The sequence below is a fragment of the Bradyrhizobium sp. Ec3.3 genome (genome assembly GCF_000472925.1).
In the GTDB taxonomy this organism is placed as follows: Bacteria; Pseudomonadota; Alphaproteobacteria; order Rhizobiales; family Xanthobacteraceae; genus Bradyrhizobium.
Window position 1 is genome coordinate 29,085 of sequence record NZ_KI421480.1, and the last position, 26,892, is coordinate 55,976.

Annotated in this window: 19 protein-coding genes; 5 read left to right on the top strand and 14 right to left on the bottom strand. The window is 57.3% G+C overall.

What is annotated here, in order from left to right:
* Window position 1: 1 nt before the first annotated feature.
* From YUU_RS58205 to YUU_RS0149120, 3 genes are read left to right on the top strand one after another with little or no spacing between them, the layout of a single operon-like run.
* A complete protein-coding gene (locus YUU_RS58205; protein WP_084802080.1) occupies window positions 2-958 on the top strand; it encodes a caspase family protein in 957 nt (318 codons plus the stop codon).
* Complete coding sequence (locus YUU_RS0149115; protein WP_156945004.1) at window positions 928-1,434, top strand: hypothetical protein; 507 nt, start codon at window positions 928-930, stop codon at window positions 1,432-1,434. The genes YUU_RS58205 and YUU_RS0149115 overlap by 31 nt, the downstream gene beginning before the upstream one ends.
* Window positions 1,425-1,889, top strand: coding sequence for a toll/interleukin-1 receptor domain-containing protein (locus tag YUU_RS0149120; protein WP_051390330.1), 465 nt, complete (start codon window positions 1,425-1,427; stop codon window positions 1,887-1,889). The genes YUU_RS0149115 and YUU_RS0149120 overlap by 10 nt, the downstream gene beginning before the upstream one ends.
* A 25-nt stretch (window positions 1,890-1,914) precedes the next feature.
* On the opposite strand, the gene YUU_RS0149125 is transcribed toward YUU_RS0149120, so the two are convergent.
* From YUU_RS0149125 to YUU_RS0149140, 5 genes are read right to left on the bottom strand one after another with little or no spacing between them, the layout of a single operon-like run.
* Window positions 1,915-3,045, bottom strand: a complete 1,131-nt coding sequence (locus YUU_RS0149125; protein ID WP_027528691.1) for a hypothetical protein — start codon at window positions 3,043-3,045, stop codon at window positions 1,915-1,917.
* 54 nt (window positions 3,046-3,099) lie between these two features.
* Window positions 3,100-3,969, bottom strand: coding sequence for a 2OG-Fe(II) oxygenase family protein (locus YUU_RS55735; protein ID WP_027528692.1), 870 nt, complete (start codon window positions 3,967-3,969; stop codon window positions 3,100-3,102).
* An 11-nt stretch (window positions 3,970-3,980) separates the two neighbouring features.
* Window positions 3,981-5,267, bottom strand: coding sequence for a hypothetical protein (locus YUU_RS55740; RefSeq protein ID WP_198031996.1), 1,287 nt, complete (start codon window positions 5,265-5,267; stop codon window positions 3,981-3,983).
* Window positions 5,198-5,857, bottom strand: a complete 660-nt coding sequence (locus YUU_RS63210) for a DapH/DapD/GlmU-related protein (RefSeq protein ID WP_084802082.1) — start codon at window positions 5,855-5,857, stop codon at window positions 5,198-5,200. The genes YUU_RS55740 and YUU_RS63210 overlap by 70 nt, the downstream gene beginning before the upstream one ends.
* A 9-nt stretch (window positions 5,858-5,866) precedes the next feature.
* On the bottom strand, window positions 5,867-6,643 hold the full coding sequence (locus tag YUU_RS0149140) for an alpha/beta hydrolase (RefSeq protein WP_027528693.1): 777 nt from the start codon (window positions 6,641-6,643) through the stop codon (window positions 5,867-5,869).
* Window positions 6,644-6,675: 32 nt separating this feature from the next.
* Here YUU_RS0149140 and YUU_RS0149145 point away from each other — a divergent pair, with 32 nt between their 5' ends.
* Entirely contained in the window at window positions 6,676-7,395 is a 720-nt protein-coding gene (locus YUU_RS0149145) for a glycosyltransferase family 25 protein (RefSeq protein ID WP_035665523.1), read from the top strand.
* 285 nt (window positions 7,396-7,680) lie between these two features.
* Here the strand turns inward: YUU_RS0149145 and YUU_RS0149150 are convergent, their stop codons facing one another.
* Entirely contained in the window at window positions 7,681-8,460 is a 780-nt protein-coding gene (locus YUU_RS0149150; protein ID WP_027528695.1) for a hypothetical protein, read from the bottom strand.
* A gap of 132 nt (window positions 8,461-8,592) precedes the next feature.
* Here YUU_RS0149150 and YUU_RS58215 point away from each other — a divergent pair, with 132 nt between their 5' ends.
* Entirely contained in the window at window positions 8,593-9,687 is a 1,095-nt protein-coding gene (locus YUU_RS58215; RefSeq protein ID WP_198031998.1) for a TIR domain-containing protein, read from the top strand.
* 145 nt (window positions 9,688-9,832) lie between these two features.
* Here the strand turns inward: YUU_RS58215 and YUU_RS54805 are convergent, their stop codons facing one another.
* The 8 genes from YUU_RS54805 to YUU_RS54810 all read right to left on the bottom strand — a co-directional run bounded on the left by YUU_RS54805 (window position 9,833) and on the right by YUU_RS54810 (window position 26,871).
* Window positions 9,833-11,671, bottom strand: coding sequence for a DNA phosphorothioation-associated putative methyltransferase (locus YUU_RS54805; protein WP_051390333.1), 1,839 nt, complete (start codon window positions 11,669-11,671; stop codon window positions 9,833-9,835).
* 113 nt (window positions 11,672-11,784) lie between these two features.
* Window positions 11,785-17,238 (bottom strand): FtsK/SpoIIIE domain-containing protein, encoded by a 5,454-nt coding sequence (locus tag YUU_RS0149165; RefSeq protein WP_027528697.1) that lies wholly within the window; start codon window positions 17,236-17,238, stop codon window positions 11,785-11,787.
* The gene (locus YUU_RS0149170) at window positions 17,225-18,877 is read right to left on the bottom strand and encodes a hypothetical protein (protein ID WP_027528698.1); all 1,653 of its coding nucleotides are present in this window, start codon (window positions 18,875-18,877) and stop codon (window positions 17,225-17,227) included. Before YUU_RS0149170 ends, YUU_RS0149165 begins: the two co-directional genes overlap by 14 nt.
* Window positions 18,878-18,881: 4 nt before the next feature.
* The gene (locus tag YUU_RS0149175; protein ID WP_027528699.1) at window positions 18,882-20,738 is read right to left on the bottom strand and encodes a hypothetical protein; all 1,857 of its coding nucleotides are present in this window, start codon (window positions 20,736-20,738) and stop codon (window positions 18,882-18,884) included.
* 7 nt (window positions 20,739-20,745) lie between these two features.
* Window positions 20,746-21,561 carry a phosphoadenosine phosphosulfate reductase family protein gene (locus tag YUU_RS0149180; protein WP_027528700.1) on the bottom strand — a complete coding sequence of 272 codons (816 nt, stop codon included), beginning with the start codon at window positions 21,559-21,561 and terminating at the stop codon, window positions 20,746-20,748.
* Window positions 21,558-24,731, bottom strand: coding sequence for a hypothetical protein (locus YUU_RS0149185; RefSeq protein ID WP_027528701.1), 3,174 nt, complete (start codon window positions 24,729-24,731; stop codon window positions 21,558-21,560). The genes YUU_RS0149180 and YUU_RS0149185 overlap by 4 nt, the downstream gene beginning before the upstream one ends.
* The gene (locus YUU_RS0149190; protein WP_027528702.1) at window positions 24,728-25,639 is read right to left on the bottom strand and encodes a DUF4007 family protein; all 912 of its coding nucleotides are present in this window, start codon (window positions 25,637-25,639) and stop codon (window positions 24,728-24,730) included. Before YUU_RS0149190 ends, YUU_RS0149185 begins: the two co-directional genes overlap by 4 nt.
* Window positions 25,636-26,871, bottom strand: coding sequence for a cysteine desulfurase family protein (locus tag YUU_RS54810; protein WP_084802087.1), 1,236 nt, complete (start codon window positions 26,869-26,871; stop codon window positions 25,636-25,638). Before YUU_RS54810 ends, YUU_RS0149190 begins: the two co-directional genes overlap by 4 nt.
* Window positions 26,872-26,892: the final 21 nt, after the last annotated feature.

Genomic DNA, 26,892 nt, shown 5'->3' on the forward strand with positions numbered 1-26,892 from the left:
GATGGGTCGTATCGCGCTCTTTACAGCCGTTGATCAGTATCCAACCGGACCATTGCAAGGAAGTGTAGCGGATGCCGATCGGATTCGATCCCTGCTTGCGCACCACGAAGGTGACGCAGCTAACTTCGACTGCAGACTTATTTCCAATGCTCAGGTTACGCGGTCAAATCTACGACATCAGATCCAACAACTGTTTGCGAACAGAGACGCTGAACTCACACTGTTCTTTTTTGCCGGACATGGGCTACTCACCGGACCTCAACCACATCAACAGGCCGTCCTTAAGACGATAGATAGCGTTCCAGGAGACGAGGGCGTGCCAATGGATTGGCTCCTGGGCCAAGCTAATGCCTCTCAGGCTAAGGAGCGCATAATCATCCTGGATTGCTGTCACGCGGGCGCAATTGACCAACTCTTGGCGCCGAACTCTAGTATCGCATTAGCCGAGGGGGTTTCGGTCCTGGCTGCAACCCGATCGGGCGATGCGGCAGAAGAGGCAAGTGGAAAAGGTATTTTTAGCGATCATATACACGCAGCGCTCGATGGTGGCGCTGCGGATGTTCGAGGCTTCATCACTACCGCTGGACTTTTCGCCTATGTTGATGAAGTCATGACGCCTTGGAACAAGCGTCCTCTATATAAAGCCAACGTAGCTGGACTTAGCCGTTTGCGCAGGGCCAGGCACGCTGTTGCCGACGACGATCTTCGGAGAATGGCAATCCTCTTCCCCAGTCCAGATCATGAATATCCGCTAACGCCCGAATACGAACGGACCCATGCTTCGAGCAAGCCAGAGCTAATGGAAATACTCGATCTCCTGCAGAAGCTGAGAGCCGCGCGTTTGGTCGAACCGATCGGAACACCGCACATGTACTTCGCGGCAATGCAAAGCAAATCATGTCGCCTTCTGCCACTGGGGAAGGCATATTGGCAACAAGTAAGGAACAACCGTATTTGAAGATAGGAATAACTGGTCATCAGGAAAGAAGAGGCGCGAATTGGACCTGGGTCTCCAATGAAATGCGCAAATTTCTTTCCCAATATTCCGAGATCGAGGGCTGGTCCTCGCTAGCAAGCGGGGCCGATCAGATATTCGCAGATGCAGTCCTCCAGCTTCGTGGAACATTGATTGCTGTAATCCCGTTGGAGAACTACGAATCCTATTTTCCCACCAATCAGTCACGATCAAAATACGCGAGTCTCTTGAACAAAAGCAAAACTATCCTCCGGATCGGGGAAGCAATACAACCTAAAGAAGCCTTCTACAGCGCGGGGCGGCGGATCGTCGAGTCAACTGAAGTGATGGCAGCTGTCTGGGATGAGCTACCCGCGCGTGGTCTAGGTGGCACAGCTGACGTGGTGAAATACGCTCAGCAATTGAAAAGACCCGTTTTTATTCTAAATCCAATTGGGAAGGTGAGCCGATGGCGATGAAGGTGTTTCTATCCCACCAGCAGCAGGACTCAACTCAGGCAGTGCAGATCGCATCCCGACTTAAGCAAAATGGCCTAAATGTCTACGTAGACGTAGCCGATCGCTTTTTCGATCTCGGTTCGGAGGATCTCTCACAGCATATTTGCGCTGAGATGGCGCAATGCACTCAGTTAATGGCCGTAGTCTCGGCGAATGCAGCCCTCTCCTGGTGGGTACCATGGGAAATTGGAGTCGCGACGGAAAAGGCACATCCAATTGCATCATTCGCGTTAGATGGAACAAGTCTTCCAGATTATCTAAAGAAGTGGCCCTATCTGCGGACGCTGGCCGATTTTGATGTGTATTGTGCAGAGGCCAATCGCACGTACGATCCTGTGGTTATGCAGAAATCATTCATCACCGAAGCATCAGCGCGACGTGGCGTCGAGTCATTCCATCGATCTCTGAAAGCTTGACTAGGCCAATGAGTTGAGCCTCGGCTCAACCGCCGAGAGCGTCGCGCAAACGCAATGACTCCGAAATTTGAACTTCGATCGGCTCTGACTTGGTCGTCTTGCCTGGTAGAGAGGGACTGCCAATAGGCCCATCGCCTCGAATCCGTCTCCCTTCTCCCATTGTTGAGTACGCAGGATTGTCTACGTGATCGCGAAACAGGTACGTGAAATCCAGTTCCTGCGCATGGATTCGCGGCGACCGCCTGACGTCCGGCAAGAAGTAGTCGCTCGGAAGCGTAACGTCCGTATGATAGTAACCAAGATAAGTGCAATAGTTCTTCTCCTTCAGAAATCCTGGCAGATCAGCGGGACACTCTCGAACTGGCAGTAGAGCCTGATCGCCCAGCGGCAACAACTGAGTTGCCTTTCCAGAGGCTGCATCTGCGGCGTTCCAGATGGTCCGCATCGCAAATTCCAACGCCTTCGCTAGACTGTCGACTTTTGTCGACACGAGAGGGGCTGCATCGGAAGCCACCTCATTCAGTTCCTGCATTAATGCGCCGGATTTGACCAAGTGCCCCACTGAGTTCACCGAAAAGCCGACTCCTCCCGGAATTCGATGATCCTGCCACCAGCGACGATCAGCGGCAGCTGCGAAGAAATTCACGCCCGCGAGCCATCTCCAAGTCGTTCTTTGGCTGTCCGGCTTCTCAAGAAAGACCTCATCGGTGTAGACGAGGTCGTTTGAGATATTTTCCTCCAGGAGATATAGCGAACAAAGTCGCTGGGCAAACTGGTTCAGCTGTATATCGGGCGCCGCGAGGGCCAACTTCTCGGAAACCGCCAAGATAACAAAAGCGCTCTTTCGCCCCTCGAAGGCAGCTCGTGTCCACTCCTGGCGAGCCTGCTGAACCTTCCGCTTAATGAACTCATCTTGGCTCAACAAATCCGCCTCATTAAGAATGCAGTAGTGAATGCGATCAAGCTTCGCACTCACTCGGCCGAACAAGCACGGCTGAAATCGGTGCAGCCACTTTCCTAGGCTTGTGGCGGCCTCCTGCTGATTTCGTGACGTGATCAACTCCAGGTTGGCGGCTTCCATCTCGGAACTAAAGCCAAGCTTTTCTCGAGCGGGATCAGAGTTCAGGCTTTGGTATAGATCGGCAATTTGCTTCATTATCGAGGCTTTGCAGGGGTAAACAATGTCGTGGCTACCGATTAGCGCGCGTGATCACTCTGGAGCTGCTATCGGCAACGGCGGCAGCCCGAAGCGGGTCGGATTTTCGACCGCGCGCTGCAATATATCTACACCGCACGCTTCTTGCTTTGCTGGAATCCAAGGTTTGAGCGTGTTGTCAGTGCCGACATTGGGATTGACAAAGTACATCAGCGACAACCGTTCGTTAACGGTTCGGTCGGCCATCACACGATGAATAAGTGGATCGATCCGACCACCAGACAGCAAACTCAGTATCTCTCCGGGCATTACCAAAATATGGTCTTCATCGATGTTGGCAGGAACAAACTCTTTCGGTCCATTCCGCACTTCAAGGCCGGGCTTCGTCGATTTTGTGAATGTCAGATAGTGCCCATCTTCGTGGGCGTCTTGCAGGATCTGTCGACGATGCTCCTTGGGGCGGTAATAATTAAGTTGCATGTATGATGCCGAGTTACACTGAAAGGCGGGTCTTGGCGGCCTTATGCTTTTGAAATATTCCTCAAGCGCAATGGTGACGCCATCAGTAATGCGGTCCAATTGCTGCATGCATTTGACCATCGCATCATACAGAGCTAGGGCCAACTGGTCGAAGTCGCGCTCTATCCTTCCACGATATCTTCTATGTACACAAAACGACTCCGCTAAGTCTGGTCTCTTTGCAGTTCTGGAATATTCCAGCCCAATGTCCCTGTATCCATCTAGCGGCGAGAGCGTCGCATTACGACGCTTCTCGATGATTGGGCGCCGAAAGAACTGCTGTCCCAAATCAAACACGAGATTCATCGAGTTGAGCAAGTCGGCCGAACAACAGTGTACCAGATATCCGATCGTTTCTAAGTCCGCGACATTGGCCTCTCGGCGCGGCTCTTCCGCAATTGACATGTATAACTCCCTCAATCCAAGATAAGATTGTAATGCGCCAGGTTTTCCTCAACCAGGGAGAATACTCCTCCCGAATTTGCACGCCTTTGAAAGCTGCAGATGGGCCGATGCACATCAAACAAGCGAGGCATGGACTCGTGCTCGATATGATCCGAATAGAATGTGATCACAAAATCATTCTCGCCGAACTTGCTGTGAACGTACTTGGAATTCTTCAGACCAATGTTGCGTCCCAACAAGGCTCGCGCAGCACCGAGGACTCCAAGAGTGAGACAGCCAGCAAAGATAAATATCGTTCTTCCGTGCACATCGGTGAGGCGGCAAATAACAGAGACATCGCGGACCACGGCCCCTTTTGAATCGAAAATAGGCATCATCTCGCGATGTGGAATTCCAAATTCCTCGCGGATTACCAGGGAGTCATCCTGATCTTCAGGACGCTCGATGAAACTGATTGGAAGTAGGTTCTGAAATGCCCTGAAGCGATGATTCCACGCTGGTCCTCCAATGATAATCATCCCACCGTAGTCCGCGGTCCTGTGCTCCTCAGAGGTAAAGTCTTTTAGACGCAGATTCGGAAACATCTTCGAGAGAGACACTTTCAGATGCACTAGGCTATCCAGGTCCGCGAACTTGGCATACCGGAGAAAGTTTCTGTCTCTCGGATCCGCAAAGTGCGGAAGCTGGTGTGCCGGTATCTGCGAGCATACCAGGTCGATCTCCTCTTGCCCGCAATATCGCCAAACGGAAGCGAGCCCATAGTGCTCCTTCTCAACAAGATCGAGCTGCGCCAGATGAGTTTCGATGGCCTTTTTCAACGAGTGTGCAAATACACGCTGAAAGTTGCTCGCGCTGTACCTTTCAACGAACATACCATGAAAATCCGAAGGAAGGTCTGTGATGCTGATGGAGTCGTGGCAAAGAGCGACAAACGACTTTGCGAGAAATTTGGAAAGGCCATAGGATACACCGAGCTCAAACATCACGTTCGCATTGAAATCAGACAGGTCAGCCGCAAAAATGGCTGATCTTTGAATCGCCGCGTCGATCTGACTGAACACCGGCTTCAAAGTCTCAAGATCGAGAAAATTCCAGGTTATTCGCAGGTCCGACCGAGAGGCTTTGAATTCCGCAGTCACAGCCTCCACCGCGCGCTCAACGGCGTGCTCGCGCTCTATCTTCGAGATGTGCGGCGAACAAAATTGATAGGCATAGAACAATTCAATTATCATGGGCAACGCCACGACTGAACCAGCGCCTGCAGTCTTCCCCCTGTCCACTCGCTGGCCGGCACGCATTCGTTTATCCCCTTTACTACCGTGAGGGGCGGCACGTCCTTTGTCACGAGTGCACCAGCGCAAATGTAGGAGGAAGGCCCTACACTAATTCCACCGACGACGCTTGCACCGAACCCAACGAACGAATGATCCCTTATTTTGGGGGCCCGCTCATTTACCTCCCACCACCCTAAGTGCGGCCGCGACTGCTCGTGAACGACATTACCGAAGATACGTGAGCCCTTCCCGACAAACGCCTCGTCGCACACAAAACCGCCAACTACACAGTCATCTTCGATCTCGACTGAGTCGCAGATCCAGGCCCGATAACAAATCCTTGTTCGTGTTCCAATGCGCGTATCCGCGCCAATTGACGAATATTGTTCAATGATCACGTCATCACCAATATTCACACCTTCAAAGATCGTTACGTATGGACCGATTATCGTTCTTTCTCCTATTCGGACTACGCGGTTACAGAATCGACCTTCCTCCTCCGTTGGCTCTCTGCTCGTGAGTCTCGTCTCGTGCGGCACGCCTAGTATTGCTCCCTTTCCGATCCGCGCGGAGTGAGCAATTGTGACTTCAGTGGGTTCTGGAAAGCAACGCACCTATTAGCCTCAGTCAATAAATCGCTTTAAGAAATCTACGGTACTGACGCGCGCCCTCTCCTCATCGTCAGCAAGAGAAAAGCCGTGATCCGCGTTATCGATGGTGATGAGCGAGGTCTTAGGCCTAAGTTCTGCAGCCGACTTAGACGCCTCGTACGGCACGTATGAGTCTTTATCGCCATGAACAATGAGGAGGGGAAAACCACTTTTCAGAAGAGCGTCCATCGGACGCTGCATCCGAAGTTCGGCCCAAAACACATGCCCCGCCTTGAATGAACCATCAATAGTGAAGTAACCGTCCGAATACACGCGAGCGACCTTGTCAGCACCAAAATTCTTGACGCCCCAAGGCAATGTTGGCTTCAGAAAGGTCCACTCTAAATCAAGGACAGGATTCCAATAGACAACGGCTCGCACGCGCCGATCAAGAAATGCACTAAGCAAGGAGGCTGAAACTGCGCCAAAACTCGCCGCCACTAAGAGCAGTGCGGCTGGTTTCTTGGCCTCCACGAATCTAATCACCGCCTCTAGGTCTAACATCTCACCGGCGATAGTCATTCCTTCGGTTGAACCGCTACTTTGTCCGTGTCCACGGAAATCAAACCGAATCGAATTTACTCCCGATTGGGACAGATCCATCGCGAGTCGTTCAAATGCGCCCTCCTCTTCCTTGTCCGCTGTTATTCCATGAGCGAGAACGCACCAATGTCGACCTTCTGTTTTTGACTCCACGATGGTTGCGCTAAGGTCGATGCCGTCGCAAGTACGAATGATGGTTTTATGCATTGCCGCCCCGAATACAACCATTAGGATACATCGTGTCTCGCCCAGGAACAATCCCTGTCTATGTTGTCTCGCTTGCGCGGCGGGACGATCGTCGCGCCAGCATTGCTGCTCAACTACCGAAGAACTCGGATCTGCTGTTTTCCTGGGAGATCGGAGGGGACTTCGATCACCGGGACTTTCCGCAGGCCCTGCCCAAAGGCATCAAATTCTTTCCTTGGAAGATCGAGAGCGAGAATCCGTGGTGGAATCGACCACTGAAGTACGGCGAAGTCGCGTGCACGTTGAATCACCTGGCATGTTGGAAGCATGCATCGGAGCGACAGCTTAGCAACGTGATCATCTTGGAAGACGATGCAATCCTTACGCGATCTTTAGTTGATATCGTGGTTCAGCTGGACGTATTGTCCGAGTTGGATGCGCGTTGGGATCTTTTGTACCTAGGACGCGAGAAGCTCGCAGTGGACGAGGATTTTTCACGACAGTTCGTGAAGCCCGGATTTAGCTACTGCACTTTTGGATATTGTCTCTCCAAATGGGGCTTGGAGAAATTGTTAGACTATCAGCCGCATCAGATGATCATGCCGATCGATGAATTTTTGCCGGCAACGTTCCTGGAACATCCGCGAAACGATGTAAGATCGGCCATATGCCCAACCCTTCGGGCGTATGCTCTTCGAGAGGACTGCGTTAGGGAAGCGGATAAGAACCAGTTTGGCAGCGACACCGAAGAGAGCAGCGCAATCGAAGTTTGACGATGCAGAGCGTTGAGGGGCTCTGCATGCATTTCTAAATCCGAATATGACTGAAGCATTTCATCAAGCCTGCAAAGTAGAGGGAGATGATTGATCAAATCGGACGCACAATTCCTGCCGTTATGCGCGAGATACGCATTTTTCCTGCGGGAGCATGATATTTTGGTTTCGTGTTGCGATCGCCCCCACGGCTATAGCGTTGCGAACCACGTTCCGGGTGAAACTACAATTTCAAAATCGATGCCCAAGCGGGCCGCCAGGCGCGGCTCGAATAACGCTGAACCGTCATTGCTCAGTAGTCGAAACATTCAGCTCCGGGCGAAAGTCTCGCGGCGGCTTCGGCCACTCCTTCAACTTCAGTTGGTTCGGAATGACGAGCTCTTCAACAGGTGGCACTGGTTTTCCGGGGTTGGATCGAAGCAATTCCTTTCGGCGTTCCAATCGCTTCACTTCCAAAGAGAGGACTTCGTCAATCTGTACCGGAAACACATACAGATCCACGAACGGCTTTGCATGGTCGCCCAGCTTACCTTCGTAGGCAAGCTCCAAAATTCGATAGTGCGTCGCGACTCGCGAAAGGTAAGGCTGGACTTTAGCGTTTACCATCTTCGCATTCTTCTCGATAAACCCACGTAAACTCTGCGCGTTTGCAGCGATCTCTGCAACTAGGGCTTGTTCTCCTTTCGGAAGCTTGTTCAGCCATTCGCGATCAAACAAACTCTCGAGCAAAAGAAAGCGCCGCGAATCGGGTTGCCGAGCCCTGAGATCGCGCGAGAGGAGCCGATTCACTTCAGACATCTGCATGACTGGGCCAAAGAATCGATCCAGTTGCTCTTGGATGGCGCTCATCTCAACTTCGTTGGCCTTCTGCCAAACGCTTGCTTCCGTATTTGCCATAGAAGCCTTGAGCGTGCGTGAGCTAACAAAGTAACTGACGAAGAGGGCCACGAACGCTGTCGCCGCAGTGATCAGTTGCAAGTAATCCTTGGGCTCCCAGCCGCCGCCCTGCGGCACTTCGGGCCCAGTCGTTGCAAGAACTAGCGTCAACAGCTCCGGACCAGTCATAGGTCGCTCCACAAACTAGGGCATCGCGAAAACTCGAAAACCGAAATGTTCTCTTTCTGTTCAACACACCTTCCAATGTCAAGGGGGACATGTGACAACCGTATACCCCTTTAATTCATGGTGACTTGCGATATGCGCGTTTTCATCGGCAGCTCTTACGAGCAAAGACGGTTAGTCGAGTGGGTTACATACTTCATAAATCGGGAATACAAGGGAGTCATCGAAGTCCTACCTTGGACTAAGCCATGGGCTGGAGGATCATACACCCTTGAATATCTAGAATGGGTGGCGAATCAGACAGACGGCGCAATCCTATTTTGGACGCCTGACGATAAAACCTGGTACCGCAAGATCGAGCGGGTTGAACCAAGGGATAACTTGCACTTTGAGGCCGGTCTATTTTTTTCGGCTCACGGTCGGGAGCGAGTGCACCTTCTTGTACAGGAAGGCACAGCGTCGCCCACCGATCTTCTCGGGCTAACTGTAAAGCCCTTTAACTTGCCTAATGGCACATCTGACTATGAATCGACGGTGCTGCCACGAATCTTTCGAGATGTTTGCGAGTCAATCATTCGCCTGGGGCCACGGCGCCGGCCTCCGTCCGAGCTTGCTTTTTTGAATGACACTCCTGACTTCGAGCCACTTTCTGGATTTGCAGCTCAATTTCGGGAGCTTATGCCCCAATGCGTCCAAAAGCTCGCGAAAAATCCCGACCTTCAAACAATCGATATTCTTGTTGCGTATAGAATAGGTGACATTCGACTCGATCTGGAGAAGTTTAGAGTCAAGCCTAACGTCAGAGTGCGCGCATGTCTCGTCAATATGTGGGATTCAACGTCACTCGATATGCACCTGCGAAAATATGGAGATAACCAGAGGGATGCCAAGTATCTGCAGGACCGCGTAAAAGAATCCGTTGAGGGATTGTTGGGGCGGTGCGAGTTTTCGGATGCTCCAATTTCCGTGGTGAGAGCACACGAAAGCATTTCTGGAAACTATGAAATCCGGCTAACCAACCAGCGAATCACATTCGCACTCTATAGACTTGACGACACGCTTTGCATCGTTCCACTCGATATGAAGAAGGGCCAAACACCTTCTCCTAATGGCTTTGTTATATCGAAGGAGACTTGTCCGCGGACATTCCAGCAATTCATCGACGAATATGATGCGCTATTCTCGGAAGCAGATCACGTTTTTTCAACCGACCGAAAACTGCCGATTTGATATTCTCAGAAGTTGCAGCTGGAGTCGTCGTGGAGAGCATCGTTGGCGAGCTGCGCAAGAGACCCGGGCCAAATTCCTAGCGATGGATTTTGCAAGCCTTACGCACACGTGGCCCTCCCCCGTAGGGCAGCTCGATGAGCGCCAGTCAATGTTGTCGCAACCCTGCGGCCACATCTCCGTAACGAGCGGTGAGCAGCGTTTCACCGGCCTTGCCGAGAATCGACTTTATCCTAACCTCGACCGAGGATCGCTTGCGACGCTTAGCGGAATCCGGTTCATACAAGGAGCACTGCAGGAACAGAAGTCGCTTATCGTCAGATAACACCTGATCGTGAACGTGCTGGTCGCGCAAGTAGACGGTGGTAACGCGTGTAAAGAGCGTCAGAGGCGCCCCGAAATCTGGACTGAAGTAAAATGCCACAGACCGCTTGGGGACGTTGAGTGTCACCAAGTTTGCATCTTCGGCGTCACCCATGAGCACACTCGCGCAGCCGACAAACGTTCTCAATGCCGCGGGGAGCTCTTCGGTCTGTCGGGCGTCCAGATGGTAGCGCCCGTCGCCCCAGCTATGGATCAGACCTGCCTGCACAGCCGAGTCGCATGCCTCTTGTACGGTACCGTCCGCCCCCAACGAGAACAGAAACCGGCGGGCTTCAGATTGCGCAGCACCAAAATTTCCGAAGAAGTGTCGAACGTCCCTCCGTAGAGTAAGGGGCAATGTGTTGAAGGCGCGAGAGCCCGAAAACGCACCCAGCGCAAAATGGACGAGCAGATCATCTCTTCGTCGGCGCGCACCGCTCTCAAGTTGGGCTTCGTCGAATAACGAGCGGCACCACCCCATTGCCCGTGCAATTGAGACGTTTGAGCGAGCGAGCTTGTCGGCGATCTCCGCAAGTTCATCAGTTTCCGGGCCTCGCCCTAGTTCGACTGCCCTCGCCCAAAGCTGGTCGAGAACCGGCCTGAGACGTTCGGGAAGCGGTTGGTGCGGCCGACGCAGGGCTCTAGAGATCAACAACTCGCTTGGGACCGGACGGCTGCGTCGCCGGAATAGAAACTCCTGCTCGGCCTCCGGATCCCGAAAAACGAAGACGATTCCAGGCGCGACCGCAACGGGCCCGGTATCTAGCGTGTGCCTCACGAAATTCCGCAGCTCGTGAGGGCTGAAGTATTTCTGGAACGTACCACGCGACGTCAGGTACCCATCGGCAAACGGCTTAAGCCCCTCAACAGAGTAGTGTCCCTCGACCATGACGGCGACGGCCATAACCCTTTGGCAGAGCGACCACGCATCCTGGAGAACCCGCACGCGCTCATCGACATTTTCGATGACATTGAGGACGAATCCCAAATTGACCAGGTCAGCGGGGCGCTTTGCTTCCTCGGGACGAAAATGCGGATCCCACCCGACAGCCGATATGCCGACTTCGCTCAACACCCGTATGTCGTCTCCCTGACCGCATCCGTAGTCGAACACGTTGGGGTATTGATCGATGAAACCGTGCCGCGCCAGCAACTGCATTGGTGAAGAAAGGCGGTGTCGCGGTATGGCCGTCTTGTGGCGGTTCACCCGAACGGCGGGCCCGGGTTCCGGATCAACCGTCTGCTTCGGGACGATTTGATGATTACGGATGACAATTCCGGCACCCTCAAGACGCTGCTGCCAGGCCTTTCGGAGCCCGATTTTGTGGCTGTCGGCGAACATGCCAAGCGCGTCCAGCGCAGCAGTTAGAGCAGCAAATTTCGCTCTTCGCGGATCTTCCGTCGGAAGCAGGAGCTCCTTCCGATGCAAGATCGGAGGATTTGGTGACGTTGAGAAGTCCCGCACCTTACTCTCGCGGCTCTCAAGATCGACCAACAGGGAGCGCCTCAACGCCGGAAAATGCTCGTTGTCGAAATCGTCATATTCGAGCAGCGCTATCTTGTCAGGCTCGATCCGGACGACGTTCCAGGGGAAGTCACGAGCAATCGCAGTGGCCTTTGTCACAGCTCTTCGATCGGCCGCGGAGAGCTCAGGGAGGGCTTCTCGGTGGACATAAAGCGCGTCTCGTACACGTTTTCCAACTCGCGATCCGCGCTCGACCATTGCCTTCTTCCGAGCTACTCCGCCGCGAAGGCCCTCATGGGCGCGACGTATCCGCGGTTGCGCCACCCGTCCCTGATCGCGGCTGCGAACTCCTCCGTATCGGATTGCGACAAGAACGGCACCTGAACGTACATGTTCTCGTTCAGGCCTTGCAGTTTCGCAATCATGTGGCCTTGGCCGAGCAGCCGTTCAGCGCCTTTCTCGTTCATGGCGATCTCGGAAGTTTTTTGGTCGTCCAGGCGGAGGATCAGTCGGTTCCCGAGAGCGTTTCTGAGTTGCATGCTCATAACGGTGACGTCCGGCCGCTGGGCCATGAGGACCAGATGAATCCCTGCAGCGCGCCCCATGTTGCCGAGACGGGCGGCGGTTGTGGTTACATTGTCCCGGTAGTCGTCGTCCATCATCCAATCGGAAATCTCGTCGTGGAAGACGAAAAGGCGTGGCATCCGTTCGGACGGCTCTGCCACTCTGTTGTATTCGACGATGTTACGGCACTTCTTGGCCGTGATCCGCCGGTAACGCTCTTCCATTTCGGAAACGAGCGAGCCGAAAACGCGCGAGGCTGCGTCCATGTCGACGATGATCTGTTCCTGAAGGTGAGGGAGGGTCTCCGCCCACATGTAGTCCGCCCCCTGCTTGGGATCTATCAAGTAGAACTTGCATGATGTGGGTGAATCGAAGGCGCAGAGATCAAGAATCAGGTTTGCGGCTAGAATCCCCTTGCCGCTCCCGGTCGAACCGGCAATCAAGGTGTGCGGAGCCACCTGAGGTTGACCGTTGAACGGGCCGGTTACCGGCATGTACAGCATCTCGCCGTCGTCCTCCTTCTCGCCGAGCAGAAAGGCGAGATTGGACTCCGGCGCTGTGGACGACAGCGTCCGGCGGAGCCACGCATCAGCCAGATGCAGGATGGTGCGGCTCGGGCGGCGGAAGGCGATCAGGATCGAACCGAGCTCGGCCGTGATCCGGATGATGTCGAGTCCGTGTATCGTCTTCAGGTTGGTTCGTTGCTTCTCTAGCTTGTCAATCGTGAGCGATTTGCTCCCCTTGATCCGCAGCAGACCGGCGTTCGGGGTCAGCCACTGCTTCTGGACTTCAACTGTGGCACCTTCTACCTGAAGCGACTGGCGAAAGCTGCTCACCTGCTGGTCGAGCCACTCCTTGGCCTGGGCGTCCTGACCGGATGAGTGCGTGGCGAGTCGCAGGGCGAGAGTTTCCACTTCCGGCAACCAACCTGTCCGACCGGATGAAACGGTCTCCGGCGTCGGACTGTAGGCGGGCTCGGCTGGGACATCGGCCGGACCGGCCTCGAGCGAAGTAGGTGTGCGATCTACCGCTGCCTCCGCCCGCTCGGCCGTCTGCCTTGGACTTTGGAGGATGGCTCCGTCCCGCTCGTCGCGGGGGCGCTGCAGGGCTGGAACCTCCGGAGCAACATCGGCTTTGGGAGTGCGCATCTCCTCGGTCATGGGTGACGCCAATGTCGCCTGCGACGATGTTGGGTGGCCGATCGCCGGCGATGCGGCGGTATTGTCGAGGTTGAGTAGCATGCCCGTGATCTGAGGCTTTCCGAAAAGCCATTGGACCAAGGGACGTCGCTCTGCGGCAGGTTTGTCTTCGTCGATGTCGATGCGGACCTCGGAGGTGATCAGCCCTTCATCGTGCTGGAAGACCATCGAATGGCCGGACAGCTCGATCCTAAGCCCAGAAGGATTGCGCACCTCCTCGATCCAGCGTTCGTACGGAAAGCCGGCGACGTGTTCGAAAGGCGTGAAGTGCTCCACGAGCATGTCGGCCAGGCGATGGCGCCAGATTTCGGGGCTCATGACCTCGTCGATGTCGACGAACTTGGTTCGCAAGCTGTCGTAAGTGCTCGCGAGCTGCCGTTTCGATTTCAACATCGCGCCGCCGAATGCGGGCGATCCGACGTATTTAGACTCGATAACCACCATTCTCACGAAACGCTGGCCTGCCTTCGACGTGAAGCTGACCGCGAGAATGTCGGACCGCTCGTTATTCAAGTCGAGCCAACGGGCGACCTCGTCGATGAAGAACCAGCAGATCTTGCACTCGTCCTGGTTAAGCAGAAGCTCGACCTGTCGTCGCGCCAGGACCAAGCCGATCAATTCGAGGGCCGAGTTCGGAATCTGGACTGCGCGCATGACGATTTCGCCGGACAGATCGGTGGATTCCCGCTGGATCAACCGGCCAATCGCCATCCGATCGGCTTCGTCCTTTCCGGGGAGAACGGGTTGGAGGTGATCCTGAAGGAGCTTCGCGATCTCGTCGACGCCCACGGTTGTCGAAACGATCACGTTGTGGTCCGATCCTGGTGAGGTGAAGTAACGGATGATACGCCGTTCCTGGGTTTCGCTTTGCTGCAGGAGTCGTCGGTCGGCGATCCGGTCAAAGGTAACCACCCAGTCCGCCACCTGGTGGGCCTTGTTGAGCAAGCCCTTCACGTCCGGAGAGGCAATGTTGATCTCCTGAAGGGGTAGCCAATGACCGCGGGCGTCGTCGCTCTTGAGTAGATCGTGCACACGATCGACATAGGCCTGTGCGGCAGGAGGAACACTGGGCGACGTCAAATAGACGCACGAAGAGACGTCTCCCAGGAGGAATGGCTTCCGTCGGCCCACATCCGTTGGGATATGCTCGTTCCAGGTGGGCGGATCGGCGTGCTCCTGTTCTGAACTGTGCCTCCAAGCGACACGTGCGAGCCGGGAAATTGTGTCCTGCAGGAGCACCAAGTCGTGTGGCTTGACGTCGATAACCCGTCCACAGCCCGCAAGCGGGCTGGAGGAAAGAAATCCGACACGGAGTCGGGACAGATAGGTCCGTGTCGCCTCGGTCGTAAGAGCCCCTGCGAGCTCCCTGCCGATACGTTCATTTTGCTCCCGGTAGATCCGATGGAGTCTATCGGGATCGTCATGCATGATCGTCAATTCGCAGCGGAAATCATGCTCGGTCGCGACTTTCTGTCCCAGAGCATCGGCGAGCAGGGACGGAAGCTCCGCGGAATCCGCGTTGTAGATCGCCGTGCTGAAGTGGTCCTTCTCGTGGGGGCGGAGCTCGAGGTAGCGCTCGCTCACCTCCTCGAAAGCCTTCACGGCGTCTTCAGCAGTATCGTCGAGCAGTGCTGGGGCGGCGCCGACGACTGGAGATTGAAGCAGCCCGTAGTCCCCGACCTTCTCGACTTCGATGCCAAGCGATGGCTCGCTTCCGCTCTCGTCATCAATGAAGCAGATGTCGGGATAGTAGGTTTGGCCGAATCCGGACACCCGGCGCTCAACGAAATCGGACATGCCGTTTCGGACTCGATCTGAGATAATGGTGCTGATCGCATTGCCACATTGGCTGGCTTTCGCCGCCATCTCCGCCAACCGGAGAGGATGCCATGGAGTGATGATTACGGACGGCATGTCGGCAGTGATCCGGGCCGTCCCAATCCGGAGGATCGACTTCCAGAGTTCAGTGCGGCACTTGGGCGCGCGTGCCTTCGCTGCCAGGATCTCGAGCAATTCGCCGTAAACATCGGCCTGGTGCAGGAGTAAGGGAGATGACAGCCCGCTGCCGTAGACGAAGTTCTTCAGGGCCGATCTGTAGGTATCGGCGAATCGGGCCCACGCACCCGCGATTTCGTCGGCATCGGCCGGCGAAAGGATGGTGAGATCCTTGAGCTTCGAGATTGCGGCCTCCACGCTCTTGTCGATCCTCGTGTCTTCTCGATCCGGGTCAAACAGAGTACCGTCTCCGCTACGAAAGGAGCCGACGATGGTGCTACGGTTTCGCAGCTCGGCCACCTTCCGCCCGGTCTTGCCGCGCACAGCCGATGCACGCGCCTCCATGATGAACACTTCGCCGTCGCGGGACGGGACGTGCGCAGCCAAATCGGCAGCGAAGGCGGTCACGATCGACTGGACCGGTGGCATCCAAATTAGCTTTCCGGCCGGAGCCCTGCTCAAGACCGATTTGGCGACGGCCCCATCTCCTGCAATCTGATTGCGTTCGACCAGAAAGCCCTCGAATTGGAATTCGATATGAACCTTGGAAGTGGACGTCACCTCCTCGAGGTCCTTGTCGTCCCACCGAAGACGAGGATCCCAACATCGCCCGAAGTCGAGCGCCACGCGATGCCCGAGCGCATCTTGCAGCCCCCGATATCGGTCTCTGAGGTTGCGGCACAAGCTGGTGTTCTGCGTCTCGGTCCAAAAGCTCTTCTTCTCTCCGTGCGTCAGCCTCACGTGCAGGACCGGATCAGCGAGCTCATGGTCCGCACCTTCGATCGCGACCCGTTCGGCCAGCCTAAGGAGCCCCGAGAGTAGATCTTCGTCTTCGATCTCCTTCCGGAAGATAAGGCGCTGCCATCGCTTGAGCAGCGAGGCCTTATCCTTAATACGGTCCCGGTGCCGGGCAAAAAAGTCGCGCACCTCGTCGGTGATCGCGGCCTTGGATGTTTCGGATTTAAGCGGGGCGATCAGCTCCTTCTCGGCGTCTGTGAGTTCGCCTGGGTACTCGTCGTCGAAAAAGGCGAGCGTCTCTTCGCCGAGCTTCGAGGGTGTTGGCTTTGACCTCCGCTCCGCGAAGAACGGTTCCAGCTGCTCCCAAGGGAAGCTCGCTACGGCCTCCTTGGCTTCGGACCATGCGTCCGCCCGGATGGTGCGGTCCTCAACCAGGCGGCGCACCGCTTCTCGAACGCGCCGCGCGTCAGCATCGTCAGGCCTTGCGGCAGCATCCTCTTCGATGCGCTTGAGGACATTATCGCGGCCGACGTTCTTTCCGTCGGGCGTCTGCAGGTCCAGGTACGGCCGGAATTCCGTCCGCGCGCGAGTGAAATACCTGCGTGCATCCAGGGGGCTGGCCGCGGTGCTCTTGGACTTTCCGTCCAAAGGCGGAGCCACGAGCTGCAGAACGTGCATACTCTGGCGGACCGCGTCGGCGATCGGGAGTCCGGCCTTGCCAGCGTGGAGGTTGACCACATCGCTAACGAAGGTGCCTACCATGGTGGCCGAATTCGCGACTTCGGATTCCAACAGGCCTTTGATGACGTGACAGAGTTGAGAGAGGATCTCGGCACTCGGGTTCGCGGTGTAGGAGTGCAGGGCGACCGAGGCCCAGTTGCTCGCTTCCGACGGAGCGAGCAAGGCGGGTTCGCCGACCACGGTTACGTGCCCAAGGCTCTGCTCAACGCTGGTCAATTCGTCCAGCGGGATGGAAATAATCGTTGCGTCGAAGCCAGCTGGGCGTCTGTTGCGGTGGGCGACGGCGTTCGCACGCGCGTCGCCGTTCACTGCGATTTCGTAAGTCGGATGTCTCTCCTTCAGGAGATATCCTATCGCTGCCGTTTGCTCGACCGGGAAGCCGACTAAAGCGAGGAGGGATCGCACCCCCTGGCCGTTACCGGAGACGATGTCTACCACTCTCTGGGCCGCGACTTGGGCGACCAGCGAGCATGCGTCAAGCTGCGACATTGGCGCGCTCCGTCGTGTAAGGGTTTACAACGAAGGCGATAGCGTCGGACTTTCGCTCGAGTAGACCGAGCATGCGGAGTCGCTCTTCAAGTCGCGTTTGGTTTCGCTCGATATCCTGGACGGGGGCCGGAACGCTGCCGTACGCGAGTGGGTCCAGCGCCTCGTGGCGGCCGATTACGATGCGATAGCGATCGAATAGGAGCCGCAAAAACCTGTGAAATTCCATTGGCGACGTCACGTTCGCGAGCACGAGAGCTTCCAGGAATTGGTCGTTCGGGCCGTACCAAGTACCGACGCCGCGGCGGGCCGTTAGAAGGCCGATGCGGCTCCCGTAGGCTGGAAGGATCGCCCCAATTGACGAGAGGGCGGAGTCGACCGCGCTCTGGCGGGCTGCAGACAATTGGACGTGGATGTCGTCGAGTCCACCCCTGTATCCGAGCTTTTCTAGTATCAGTTCCTGCGCTGCGCCCATTGGCAGTTTTTTCGTGCTAAGGGTCTGCCAATCTTCTGACGCCTCGAAATCCGCAAAGAATTGCTCAACGGCTCGGTCCGGCATCTGCCGGTGGGCAAGAAAGTGCTCCTTCGAGCGGCGCACGATGTGCGGACTGCTGGTTCCAACGATATCGAGAAGAAACGGTGAATGCGCCGCCTCCCCCGCTACATCCACGGCCCGTTGGAGCATGTATCTGATCAGATGAAAGCCAAGGAGGCGCATCGCGGCCTCGAGGCAGATTGAGAGATGAAGACTGTTCATCCCGAGAACCTGCGTCAGGTCGCGGGCGAGATCTTCGTAGACCTGCATCCTCGCCATAGGCAGGTAGCCGATGCAGCGACAGGTCGCGCGGCCGCCGTCCTGCACGGTGCCGTCTTCGGTAGCAAGGCGGGAGGCGGTCCGATTCACGACATCGTTGCTGCGGAAGAATCTACGCTCGATGATTGCTCCAAGGGTGTCCCGCATTGCCGACCGGTTTACCATCAGCCAAACGAGTTCGCCGGTCCGGCGCATGAAGCGACGGTCGTATTGGAGCTGCCCGTCCTTGCCCAATTCTCCATCGGCGAACAGCATCGCCGGACCCAACGGAAGGAGATGACGTGACGTCATGCGACCGCGGCGGACGGAATCCACTTCAGCGCCGCGCAAAAGCTCGACCGCCGTAGCGAATTTCTCAAATTCGGGACCAATGGCGTGCCGTACCCGATCAACGTAGCCGTCCGGGATGTAATGGGCGATGTCCTCCTTCGTCTTCTGCAGCCAAGAGGCCCACATGGCGCTATCGTCGGCCATGGGGCCGCGGTCCTTTCGAATTCGATCGATCTCCTCGTCGCGAAAGACCAGATGCCGCAGCAGCATGTTCGCGCGGATTTCGTAGGGGAATTCCTCGTGGATCGGATCGACCGCGCGCGTGGCCGGGCATGCGTCGAAGATTGGATTTGGGAGTGCGGACGAGAACCTCCGGTGCTTGTCCGCGCAAATCTGGATAAATTCGACCAACGTGAACCAGGGGAGCTGCTCCTGGTGAAGCGCGAGTCCCCAAATAGCGTATTCGGGCCAATTCTTAACGCTTTTGAGGTCGAGCCCCTGTGGGAGCTTGAGCGCTCCGCGGCTGAGCAGGACTTTGTCCTTGTCGCGAACTGGCATCGATCTATTTCCCGATCTCTAGAATGTGCTCGTGGAGGCGACCGGAGTTGTCTAGGTCGACCATTCGGATCACGGTCGTCTCCTGGTCTTCCTCATCGTATAAGGCGGACGCCAGCCTCACGGCGAAGTGGCGGATTTCTTGGTGGCATTGTCTGGAGAAGCTGGAGGGCAATGAACCGCTCGAGACGCGCTTCAGGTACTCGAACAGCAAGGGGGTGATGATCAACCGCGGTAGCTCCCTTGAGGTCCCCTTCTCGAGCACGGCGAGCGCTGGACAGGATCGGTTTGCATCGTACTGGAGTTGGACGCGCGCCCAGCTACTTGGCACAACGCCCAGCGGCTCGCCCATCGCGAGTCGTCCGCCGTTTCCGTCTGCGCGTCCGACCACGCCTGTGACCCAGAGTTTCTCGCCATCGCTGGCCATCAGTCCGGTGAGCGTCCTGTTTATGCCCAAGACGATCTGCCTCAACGCGTCGCCGGACGCTTGCCCAGCCTTCAATGCAGCACACAGTTGCTCGTATTCGCCGGCATGGCGGAAGACGGTAAGTCTCCAGGGCGATAGGCCGCTGCTGGGCGAACCTTGGTCGCCAAGCTTGAAGAACAACCTGCGCCGCTGGGCCTGAAGCGCGGCCCGAAGTTCGTCTGCCTCGTGCCCGTTGTTTCGGTCCGACCCACGCTTCGCATAGTGATCGAGGGGGCCATTGAAGATCCGATCGCCGTAGATTCTGTCATTCTCGAATAGCGAAATCCTCACCGGATTACTTTCGTCCCGAGCCAGGAGAAGCGCGTCGATTTCGTTGTCGGTTTCCGCCCCGATCCCGAGCGAGGAGACCAACGCGAAGAATGGATTCTTTCGTCGTTTCTCAGGGTCGCGAATGTTGGCACCGCACGCGTTGTCGTAGGGATTGGTGTACTTGTAGAGCGGCGTCTTGGCCTTCAGGATCACAGCGCAGTTAAGCAGCGGTCGCGATGGCTTCTGAGAGAAGCCGAGCAGCACGTTAACGATAAGCATCAGCAAGTAGCGGATCGGTATGTGCTGATCGTTAGCGGCGGCAAGTCGAACGAGCGTCTTGATGCGCGCACGAAACGCCGTGCTTCCGTTGGCTCCAACCAGGAGAGATCGGTTGCACCTGATTGGGCACGGGTTGGTCGTATCAACGGCGCGCGGGCAACTGGCGCAGCCATTCTCCCAATCGGGATGGTCGAGCACTGCATCGAGCAACGCGTCCAGGGATTCTTCTCCCAGGGTACGGCTCAGGTTGAACATCGAAAACGCGAAGGTCGGCCGGGGGTGTTCCCTCCCGGATCGCATCATCTCGATCATCTCGCGATAGATCTCGAGGCAGAGTGCTGCGGTTTCGGTCCCGTCGGATGCGGCCGCCGCGAAGGAATCGAGAAGTTGCCCGTCGTTGGCGGCCATGAGAAACACGGTCTCGGGCTGTGCAGATCGGATTGCTGCTGCGGCAGCGCGCACCTGCGTCAACTTCATCTCGGCCGGCAATGCGCTAACGTCGCGGATTATCCTGAGCCTGCGGCCCGATGGCAGATCCCATTCAATGATGCCGTCACGGTCCGCAGCCTCGCCCCACGCGGCTGTAGCAGCCGCGCTGTTCTCCACCAGGTCGACGAAGAACTTGCGCAGGTGAAACGTCTTCCCGTCTCCGGCGGTGCCAGTGAGTATGACGGTGCGCGGGTCGGCGCCCAGGAGGGCATCCCTGATGTCTTGCAAACGCGGAGGTGCGATTTCGATCGGTCGACTGACGCCGAACTCTTCGACCAGCACGGGAGCGTGCTCGTCGACAAGTGCATCCGTTGCCGCGCTCGGGCCGTATTGCGAGAGGAAGTCGACGAAACGGGACATGGCGGCCTCAGAGGTGACAAATCGCGCAGCCGGCGTCGTCGGCTTTGGGCTTCATCGCACGCCGGGGCAGCGCTTCGAGCTCTACCAGAGAGCGGCCGTCGACCCAGGTGTAACCGCGGCTGCTGCTCGTTTGCTCGTACCCCTTCGCCCTTTCGAAGAGCTCGGGATGTCGTTCCTTGAGGCCCTGCCACTCGCCAATCTGTTGATAGAAACAGAAATAGCAACCCGATCGGCTGCGCCATTCGTAGTAGCCCGGGGCGCCGAGCCCGCTATCGTCTAGCAGACGTTGGACATCCGCGAGGCGCAGCCCATGATCCTTGAATGGGTACACGGGCACGATGTTGGGCTGTTCCGAAAGAAGCACCGGCTTTCCATTGCCCGTGTACCCCGCACGGTCCTCGTCCGACCGTATCGCGATGTATGAGTACGCTGGATCCGAGCCGATGAATTGCTCATAGGGATGGATTTTCAGCATGCGGGTGCACCAGCGCGATCGGGCGCTGGGCAGGAAGCCGGCGAAATGTTCGTACAGCATCACGTCGAACGCGGTCCGTCCTAGCTTCGACTTTAGCTGAAGCAGTTCAAGAGCCGTGATCCGCCGAATCTCTCTACCAAGGACGTGCTCAAGACGATCTAGGTATTCGTAGGTTTCCGGCAATTCGGCGCCCGTGTCGCAAAAGGCAAATTCGAAGTTCGCCTGCGGGTATTTCTGCGACAGATAGACTGCCAACGCGGTAGAGTCCTTGCCGCCCGATAGCGGCACGATGTGTCGGCGGGAGCTGTCCGACATCGCATCGTCAAAACGTGCTGGCGTAATGTTCACGAGCGTGCTCCGAAATTTGCGACCTGGCGCGCTTCTCGATGGATCATCCGTGCCAGCATTCTTTCCAGTTCGACGATCCGATTCTTCACAATCGGTGCCAGGCGCCCGTCGGGGAGCTCGGATGCCAAGGCGGCATCTTCGATCCTGGCACGGCATTCTCTAACCAACATGGCGAACTGCCCGGACGTCGAGTCTTGCCATTGTTCGACTCCTCTTTGCAGGAGGACAGAGCTAACCGCCCGCGCAAGGCTTTGGGGGGTGTAGCGCCCATTCGTGGTATCGCGGGCGGTCCGCAGGATGGCTCGGTCGGTCATCCGGAGATCATCACGCCGGACCAAGGCATCCACGTCAAAACACGAGACCCAGTTCTGGAGAGACGATACTGCGTCATCTACGGCGCCGACCCGGAACGTTGAACCGATGATCCGCACTGCCTCATCCAGATATCCTTCCAGAACGGCATCAAGCTCATTCCGGATGCGCTCTACTGCCTGCGCCACTCCGTCTAACAGGCCGTTCTGGCTGTACATAGCCGGCAAAGTGCTCAGAAAGAGACGGCCAGGGTCCTGTTCTTGGAGGATTTCGCGCAGAAATCGCTGCGTATCTGGTGAAAGTCGCGTGGACTGACGAGCGCCGTCCGGAAGTGTGGCCTTCCACTGAATGAAGGAATCGTAGGCGAACCGCAGCACCTCGTCGTCATCCGAAGGGCGTTGGTGCGCGAGAACGTACGCAAGCTCGGACAGGTAGAGCACAGTCTTTGGAGAGGAATCGTGAACCTCGATTGTATGTCGGTCGGGCTCGACGAACATCTTGCTCGACTCGAACCCCAATATGTCGCGGACGTAGACACCCTCCGTCCTTAGAGATACGACCTTGGCAAAAGCGCGATAGCCGGCCATGACGAGGATGGGAATCACGCCCAACGGCAGACCGATCGGCGGTGACGCCAGCTGGGACACGATGTCGGAGAGCGGTCGCGGGCCAGCGCTCGGCGTCGTGAAGAAGCGTTCGACGAGAGACCATGCACCGCGGAGAGCACGATCCTTGATTTCATTCGGCTCCGCGAACCCCCAGCGGCCATCGGCAAGCCGGTGCAGTCCAGTGCGCTCCAGCACCGTGCGATATACTGATGCTTCGACTGACCCGTCCTGCTCCGGGTAGCCGAAGCGAGGCTGAGAAAAGCGCTCCATGGATCGCATGAGAATTCGTACGCGCGCCGTGCTCATCTGCCGAGATATCCGCTGCCTCATCAGCTGATCGTTGTTGATGCGGGGGCTGTCTGGGTACCAGGCGTCCAGTAGGTCCGAAGCGGCCACAGAAGCAGGACGGTCGGCCGTGACGTCGAGGCGGCGGCCGCCGTTGTGCCAGTTGGCATCTCCTCCCCGTTCGCTTGTAAGCCGATAAAGAATCGAGGCGAGCTGCCGACGCGCAAGGGCCAGCAATTCGTTCAACTCCTGGCGAACGAGCGGATCTTGGGAGACGAACGCCTCGTCCTGCTGGAGGGCCTCAAGCGAGCCCAGCTCAAGTGCCGCCTCGAAAACTGCAAGCGGCTTGCGCGGATAAACTATGACTTGGCGATGCGCGGAGGGCGATGTTTTTGCCAACCGCTCGGATTCTGCGATCCCTTCGGGGTTGTCGGCAATCACGAACAGGACCGATCCCCAGCTCTGCCAGTCCGGCTCCTTGATAGCTTCGGCAAGCCCCGCAGGTAGGATGTAGGACCCGGAGAGGTAGCGGGCCGTGCCGAATTTAGTGTTATGCCGCGGGGCCCGTAGTACCGGAGCCGGATGGCGGGCGTTCAGGAAATCCAACAGATTGAATTGGTCCGCGCGCCGGGCACATTCGTCGGCCACGCGTGCCGGGATATCGATATCGATGCCGTGCCAAATCGATACGTCGTCGTTGGTCTGTCTGTAGACCAGCAGCTTACGGCCGAGGAGCGCCTTCATGGCCGAACTCACTGCGTCCACTGGGACGCCGCGCGATGCTACTGCGGTGATCAAGGCGTCCTTGGTCAGCTTGCGCCGCTCGCCGCTCGCCCCGAGTTGAAAAAGGCACGTCGCCGCGAGCAGTTCGCGTTCGAGTTCGTTTTCGGCTTTTGCACGGGCGCTTTCGGTTTCTAGCCAACGCCGCTGCGCCCCGCCGGGTCCGACGTCCGCCCGCATCGACTCCGAGAAGTAGCAGTAGACTTCTTCGACCCCTACAGGGGCCGACATGTCCGCCGCATGCAGGAAAGAGAAGATGCTGCGCTCGTTTTGGCCGATTCTGGCCACGACTTGAGGCAGCACCTGTAACGCGCCAGCGCTCAATGGATGTGCCAGCTTGATGAGGTCCGCGAGCTCGGGGCCGGGGCGCTGCCCGTCGAACCAGCCCGCCTGCGAGGCGACCATGGACACGACCTTCGCGATCGATCCGGAAGCAGCGGTATTCCGCGGGCGCCGCTGCGCTGCCGCAGAAGCAACAAGGGAGTACAGTTCCTTGCTGTCTTCGACGAACCTGAGCTGACGAAAACGCCCTTCGACCTTCCGCCATTCGTTGCGCGACGTTTGGTTGAGCCTGCCGGCGTAGGCGAGTAGATTCTGATGCAACAAGACCGTGAGGCTGGCCTCAGGTTTCTGCGCGCGGGAGATCCATTCGGCAAGGCGCTGAACCTGATCAAGGTCGCGCGCGCGCCCCTCGGCCGCAAGCCCTTCCAGATGACGTCCGAATTCGTCCCAGATAATCGCAACGCGATCTACCCGCAGTTCATCGGCGATCCAGCTGAGCAGTTTGTCGAGGTCCGTGATGCGCCTCGGAGCGCCGCTGGAGCTTGCGATTGCGTCGACCAGGTCCGGCACATAGCCGGCCAGATTCACGACCAATCCCTTGGCGCGGGAGTTCAGACGCGCCCGCGCTTTAGTATGTAACGAGGGTGCGACGGCTTTGAGCTTGGATAGAACAGGCTGCACCGCTTCCCGGGCGCGCGCATCGTTACGCACGATCAACGCGCCAATTCCGGCCGCAAGCGACTTGCCGCTTCCGTAGGCGGCAATGACGATCGAGGCGTCGTTCCCCAACACGGCATCGACAACGGCAACGGATCGCTTGGTGGGATGATAGTGGCTGAGCCGCTGCGGATGGTCGAGGTCCGCCCTCAGATTAACGGCGCGGTACAGATTTGGCGAGCTCATGGGGAGACTCCAATCCGGTCGTAGTGACGAGCAAGCCAATACTCAGGCGGTTTATGGGCTGCGCGTAGCCGTCTTTCGGCTCCGAGTCGTTCGAAGGCTACTCCATTTCGGGTGTAGGCTCGCGCGGCTTCTGTCGACGCTGCATCAAGGGTCTCGGCGTGCATGTTCAGGATGCGCCCCGGACCATGTCGCCAGGTCGCGAGCTCGTTGACGCTGACGGCCTCCAGTCCTGCGGCTTGCCCCAGCTTGGAAGCGAACGCCAACAGGAGTTCGATGGGAATTCCGTCTTGCGGCGACAGCTTTTCGAAGCGGCGCGTGTCATGATGATGCACGACCAACCCGAGGTTCAATAAAGGGCACAGGGTGCCGTCTTCCGGATCCTGCAGCTTTCCGTACTCGTCGGCGTAGCTTGCGAGAACGCATGAGACGTCGCGGTGAGCCATTTCAGTGCTGGGTGGCTTGGTGGCTCTTTCACGTAGGTGCCGCTGGTAGGCATCTACGCACTCCGTCCGATCGAAATTCCGCTGCTGAAAGTCATTGAAGAACCACCCGAAGACGGAGCCAGCTCTCGTGGCGAGCGCCATGTGGACAAACCACCATGAGGCGGGGAATTCGAAGTAAGGGTCTCGCTCGGCGATCACGGCGCCTGTCGGCGAGACCGACAACTGACGCGATCGGCCCTGAGGAGTGACCGATGCGACTCCAGACGCCTCCAGCCAGTACGACAGTGACTTCACCATCTTGCTTCCGAGTCCAAGCGCATCGGCCGTTTCGAGGTCGGCTTGAAACCCGCGGCCGTCTTGCTGAATGCGCGCCAGCCCTTTGCTCAGCCAGCCATGACGGATCGCGAACGTCTCGTGACGTCCGTACTCAAAACGCTGCAGCGAAGAAGCATTCGCCGACTTCATTGATCTATCCTTCTGACGACGGAATTCACGATGTCGGCCGCGTCTCGCGCGTCCTCGTCGGTGTTCAAGACAGAGAACGAGAAGCGCAGGCTGGAAAAGGCGTCGCGTTCGCTCAGGCCCATTGCCCTAAGAACGCGAGATGGCGCAGGGCGGCCGCTCGAGCACGCGGATCCTTGTGATGCCATCACACCGGCGGCATCCAGATGCGCCAGAAGTTGCATGCCGTCCATTGAGTTGAACTGTAGATTGGATGTGTTGGAAACGCGGGCAGCCTCACCACCGTTTACGTGGACCCTTACACTGCTGCCGTCGCTGACGATGGCCTCGAAGCTGTCCCGGAGCCGGCGCATGTGATCCTGGGCTTCGTCGAACATTTCTGTTCGGATGCGGGCCGCCACGCCCAGGCCGACCAGACCGGGCACGTTAACCGTCCCCGAACGCAAACCACGCTCCTGACCCCCGCCCAGTATCAGGGGTCGCAGATCTATCCGGTCGTCAATCACCAGTGCTCCCGTGCCGAGGGGGCCATGGATTTTGTGTCCGGAGAAGCTGAGTGAATTGACCAAAGCCGCCCATCGATCCAGTCGGATTCGGCCGACCCCTTGAGCAGCATCCAAGTGTACGAAGGCCTCAGGGCGAACCGCACGTACAGACTGGACAACTTCATCGACAGGCTGAATCACGCCGGTCTCGCTGTTGACGGCCTGCAGCAGGAGGATGATCGGCCCCCTAGCCTCGAGAGCCTTTTCTCGGGCACTGTCCGGATCAACGCGTCCGCAGGAGTCAACCTTCAGCCATGAAACCCTGTCCGAGCCCCAATTGAGGAGCGGCTCAATCACCGAGGCATGTTCGACTGGCGCAACCAGAAAGGTGGAAGTTTGCTGCGGAAGAAATGAGCCGATTACGGTATTATTTGCTTCAGTGCCGCCGGAGAGAAATATGATGCTCTCCGGATCCATGCCGCCGATCAGTTGTGAAACGTTGTCGCGGGCGGCTTCAACCAATCTTCGGGCCGCGGCTCCGCTTCCATGTGCGCTTGCAGGGTTTCCGACATTGGACCGCATCACGTCAGATACGGCTTCGATCACTGATCTCAGCGGCGCCGCCGTAGCGTTCGCGTCCAAATAGATGGCATGCCTCTCCGAGCCTAGTCCGTACAGGCTTCCTCGTAGTCCTGCCCGGGCGGATTGGACCGGCGTTTTGCCCCGAAAGGATTCTATAGCGCTAAGCACCTAGTGGACCTCCAAGGGGTG

Coding starts and splice junctions, on each gene's coding strand:
- YUU_RS0149120 (WP_051390330.1), top strand. CDS start 1,425: ATGGCGATGAAGGTGTTTCTATCCCACCAGCAGCAGGACTCAACTCAG.
- YUU_RS0149125 (WP_027528691.1), bottom strand. CDS start 3,045: ATGAAGCAAATTGCCGATCTATACCAAAGCCTGAACTCTGATCCCGCT.
- YUU_RS0149185 (WP_027528701.1), bottom strand. CDS start 24,731: ATGAGCTCGCCAAATCTGTACCGCGCCGTTAATCTGAGGGCGGACCTC.
- YUU_RS58215 (WP_198031998.1), top strand. CDS start 8,593: ATGCGCGTTTTCATCGGCAGCTCTTACGAGCAAAGACGGTTAGTCGAG.
- YUU_RS0149140 (WP_027528693.1), bottom strand. CDS start 6,643: ATGCATAAAACCATCATTCGTACTTGCGACGGCATCGACCTTAGCGCA.
- YUU_RS55735 (WP_027528692.1), bottom strand. CDS start 3,969: ATGTCAATTGCGGAAGAGCCGCGCCGAGAGGCCAATGTCGCGGACTTA.
- YUU_RS0149175 (WP_027528699.1), bottom strand. CDS start 20,738: ATGTCCCGTTTCGTCGACTTCCTCTCGCAATACGGCCCGAGCGCGGCA.
- YUU_RS0149150 (WP_027528695.1), bottom strand. CDS start 8,460: ATGACTGGTCCGGAGCTGTTGACGCTAGTTCTTGCAACGACTGGGCCC.
- YUU_RS0149190 (WP_027528702.1), bottom strand. CDS start 25,639: ATGAAGTCGGCGAATGCTTCTTCGCTGCAGCGTTTTGAGTACGGACGT.
- YUU_RS0149165 (WP_027528697.1), bottom strand. CDS start 17,238: ATGTCGCAGCTTGACGCATGCTCGCTGGTCGCCCAAGTCGCGGCCCAG.
- YUU_RS0149170 (WP_027528698.1), bottom strand. CDS start 18,877: ATGCCAGTTCGCGACAAGGACAAAGTCCTGCTCAGCCGCGGAGCGCTC.
- YUU_RS58205 (WP_084802080.1), top strand. CDS start 2: ATGGGTCGTATCGCGCTCTTTACAGCCGTTGATCAGTATCCAACCGGA.
- YUU_RS55740 (WP_198031996.1), bottom strand. CDS start 5,267: ATGCGTGCCGGCCAGCGAGTGGACAGGGGGAAGACTGCAGGCGCTGGT.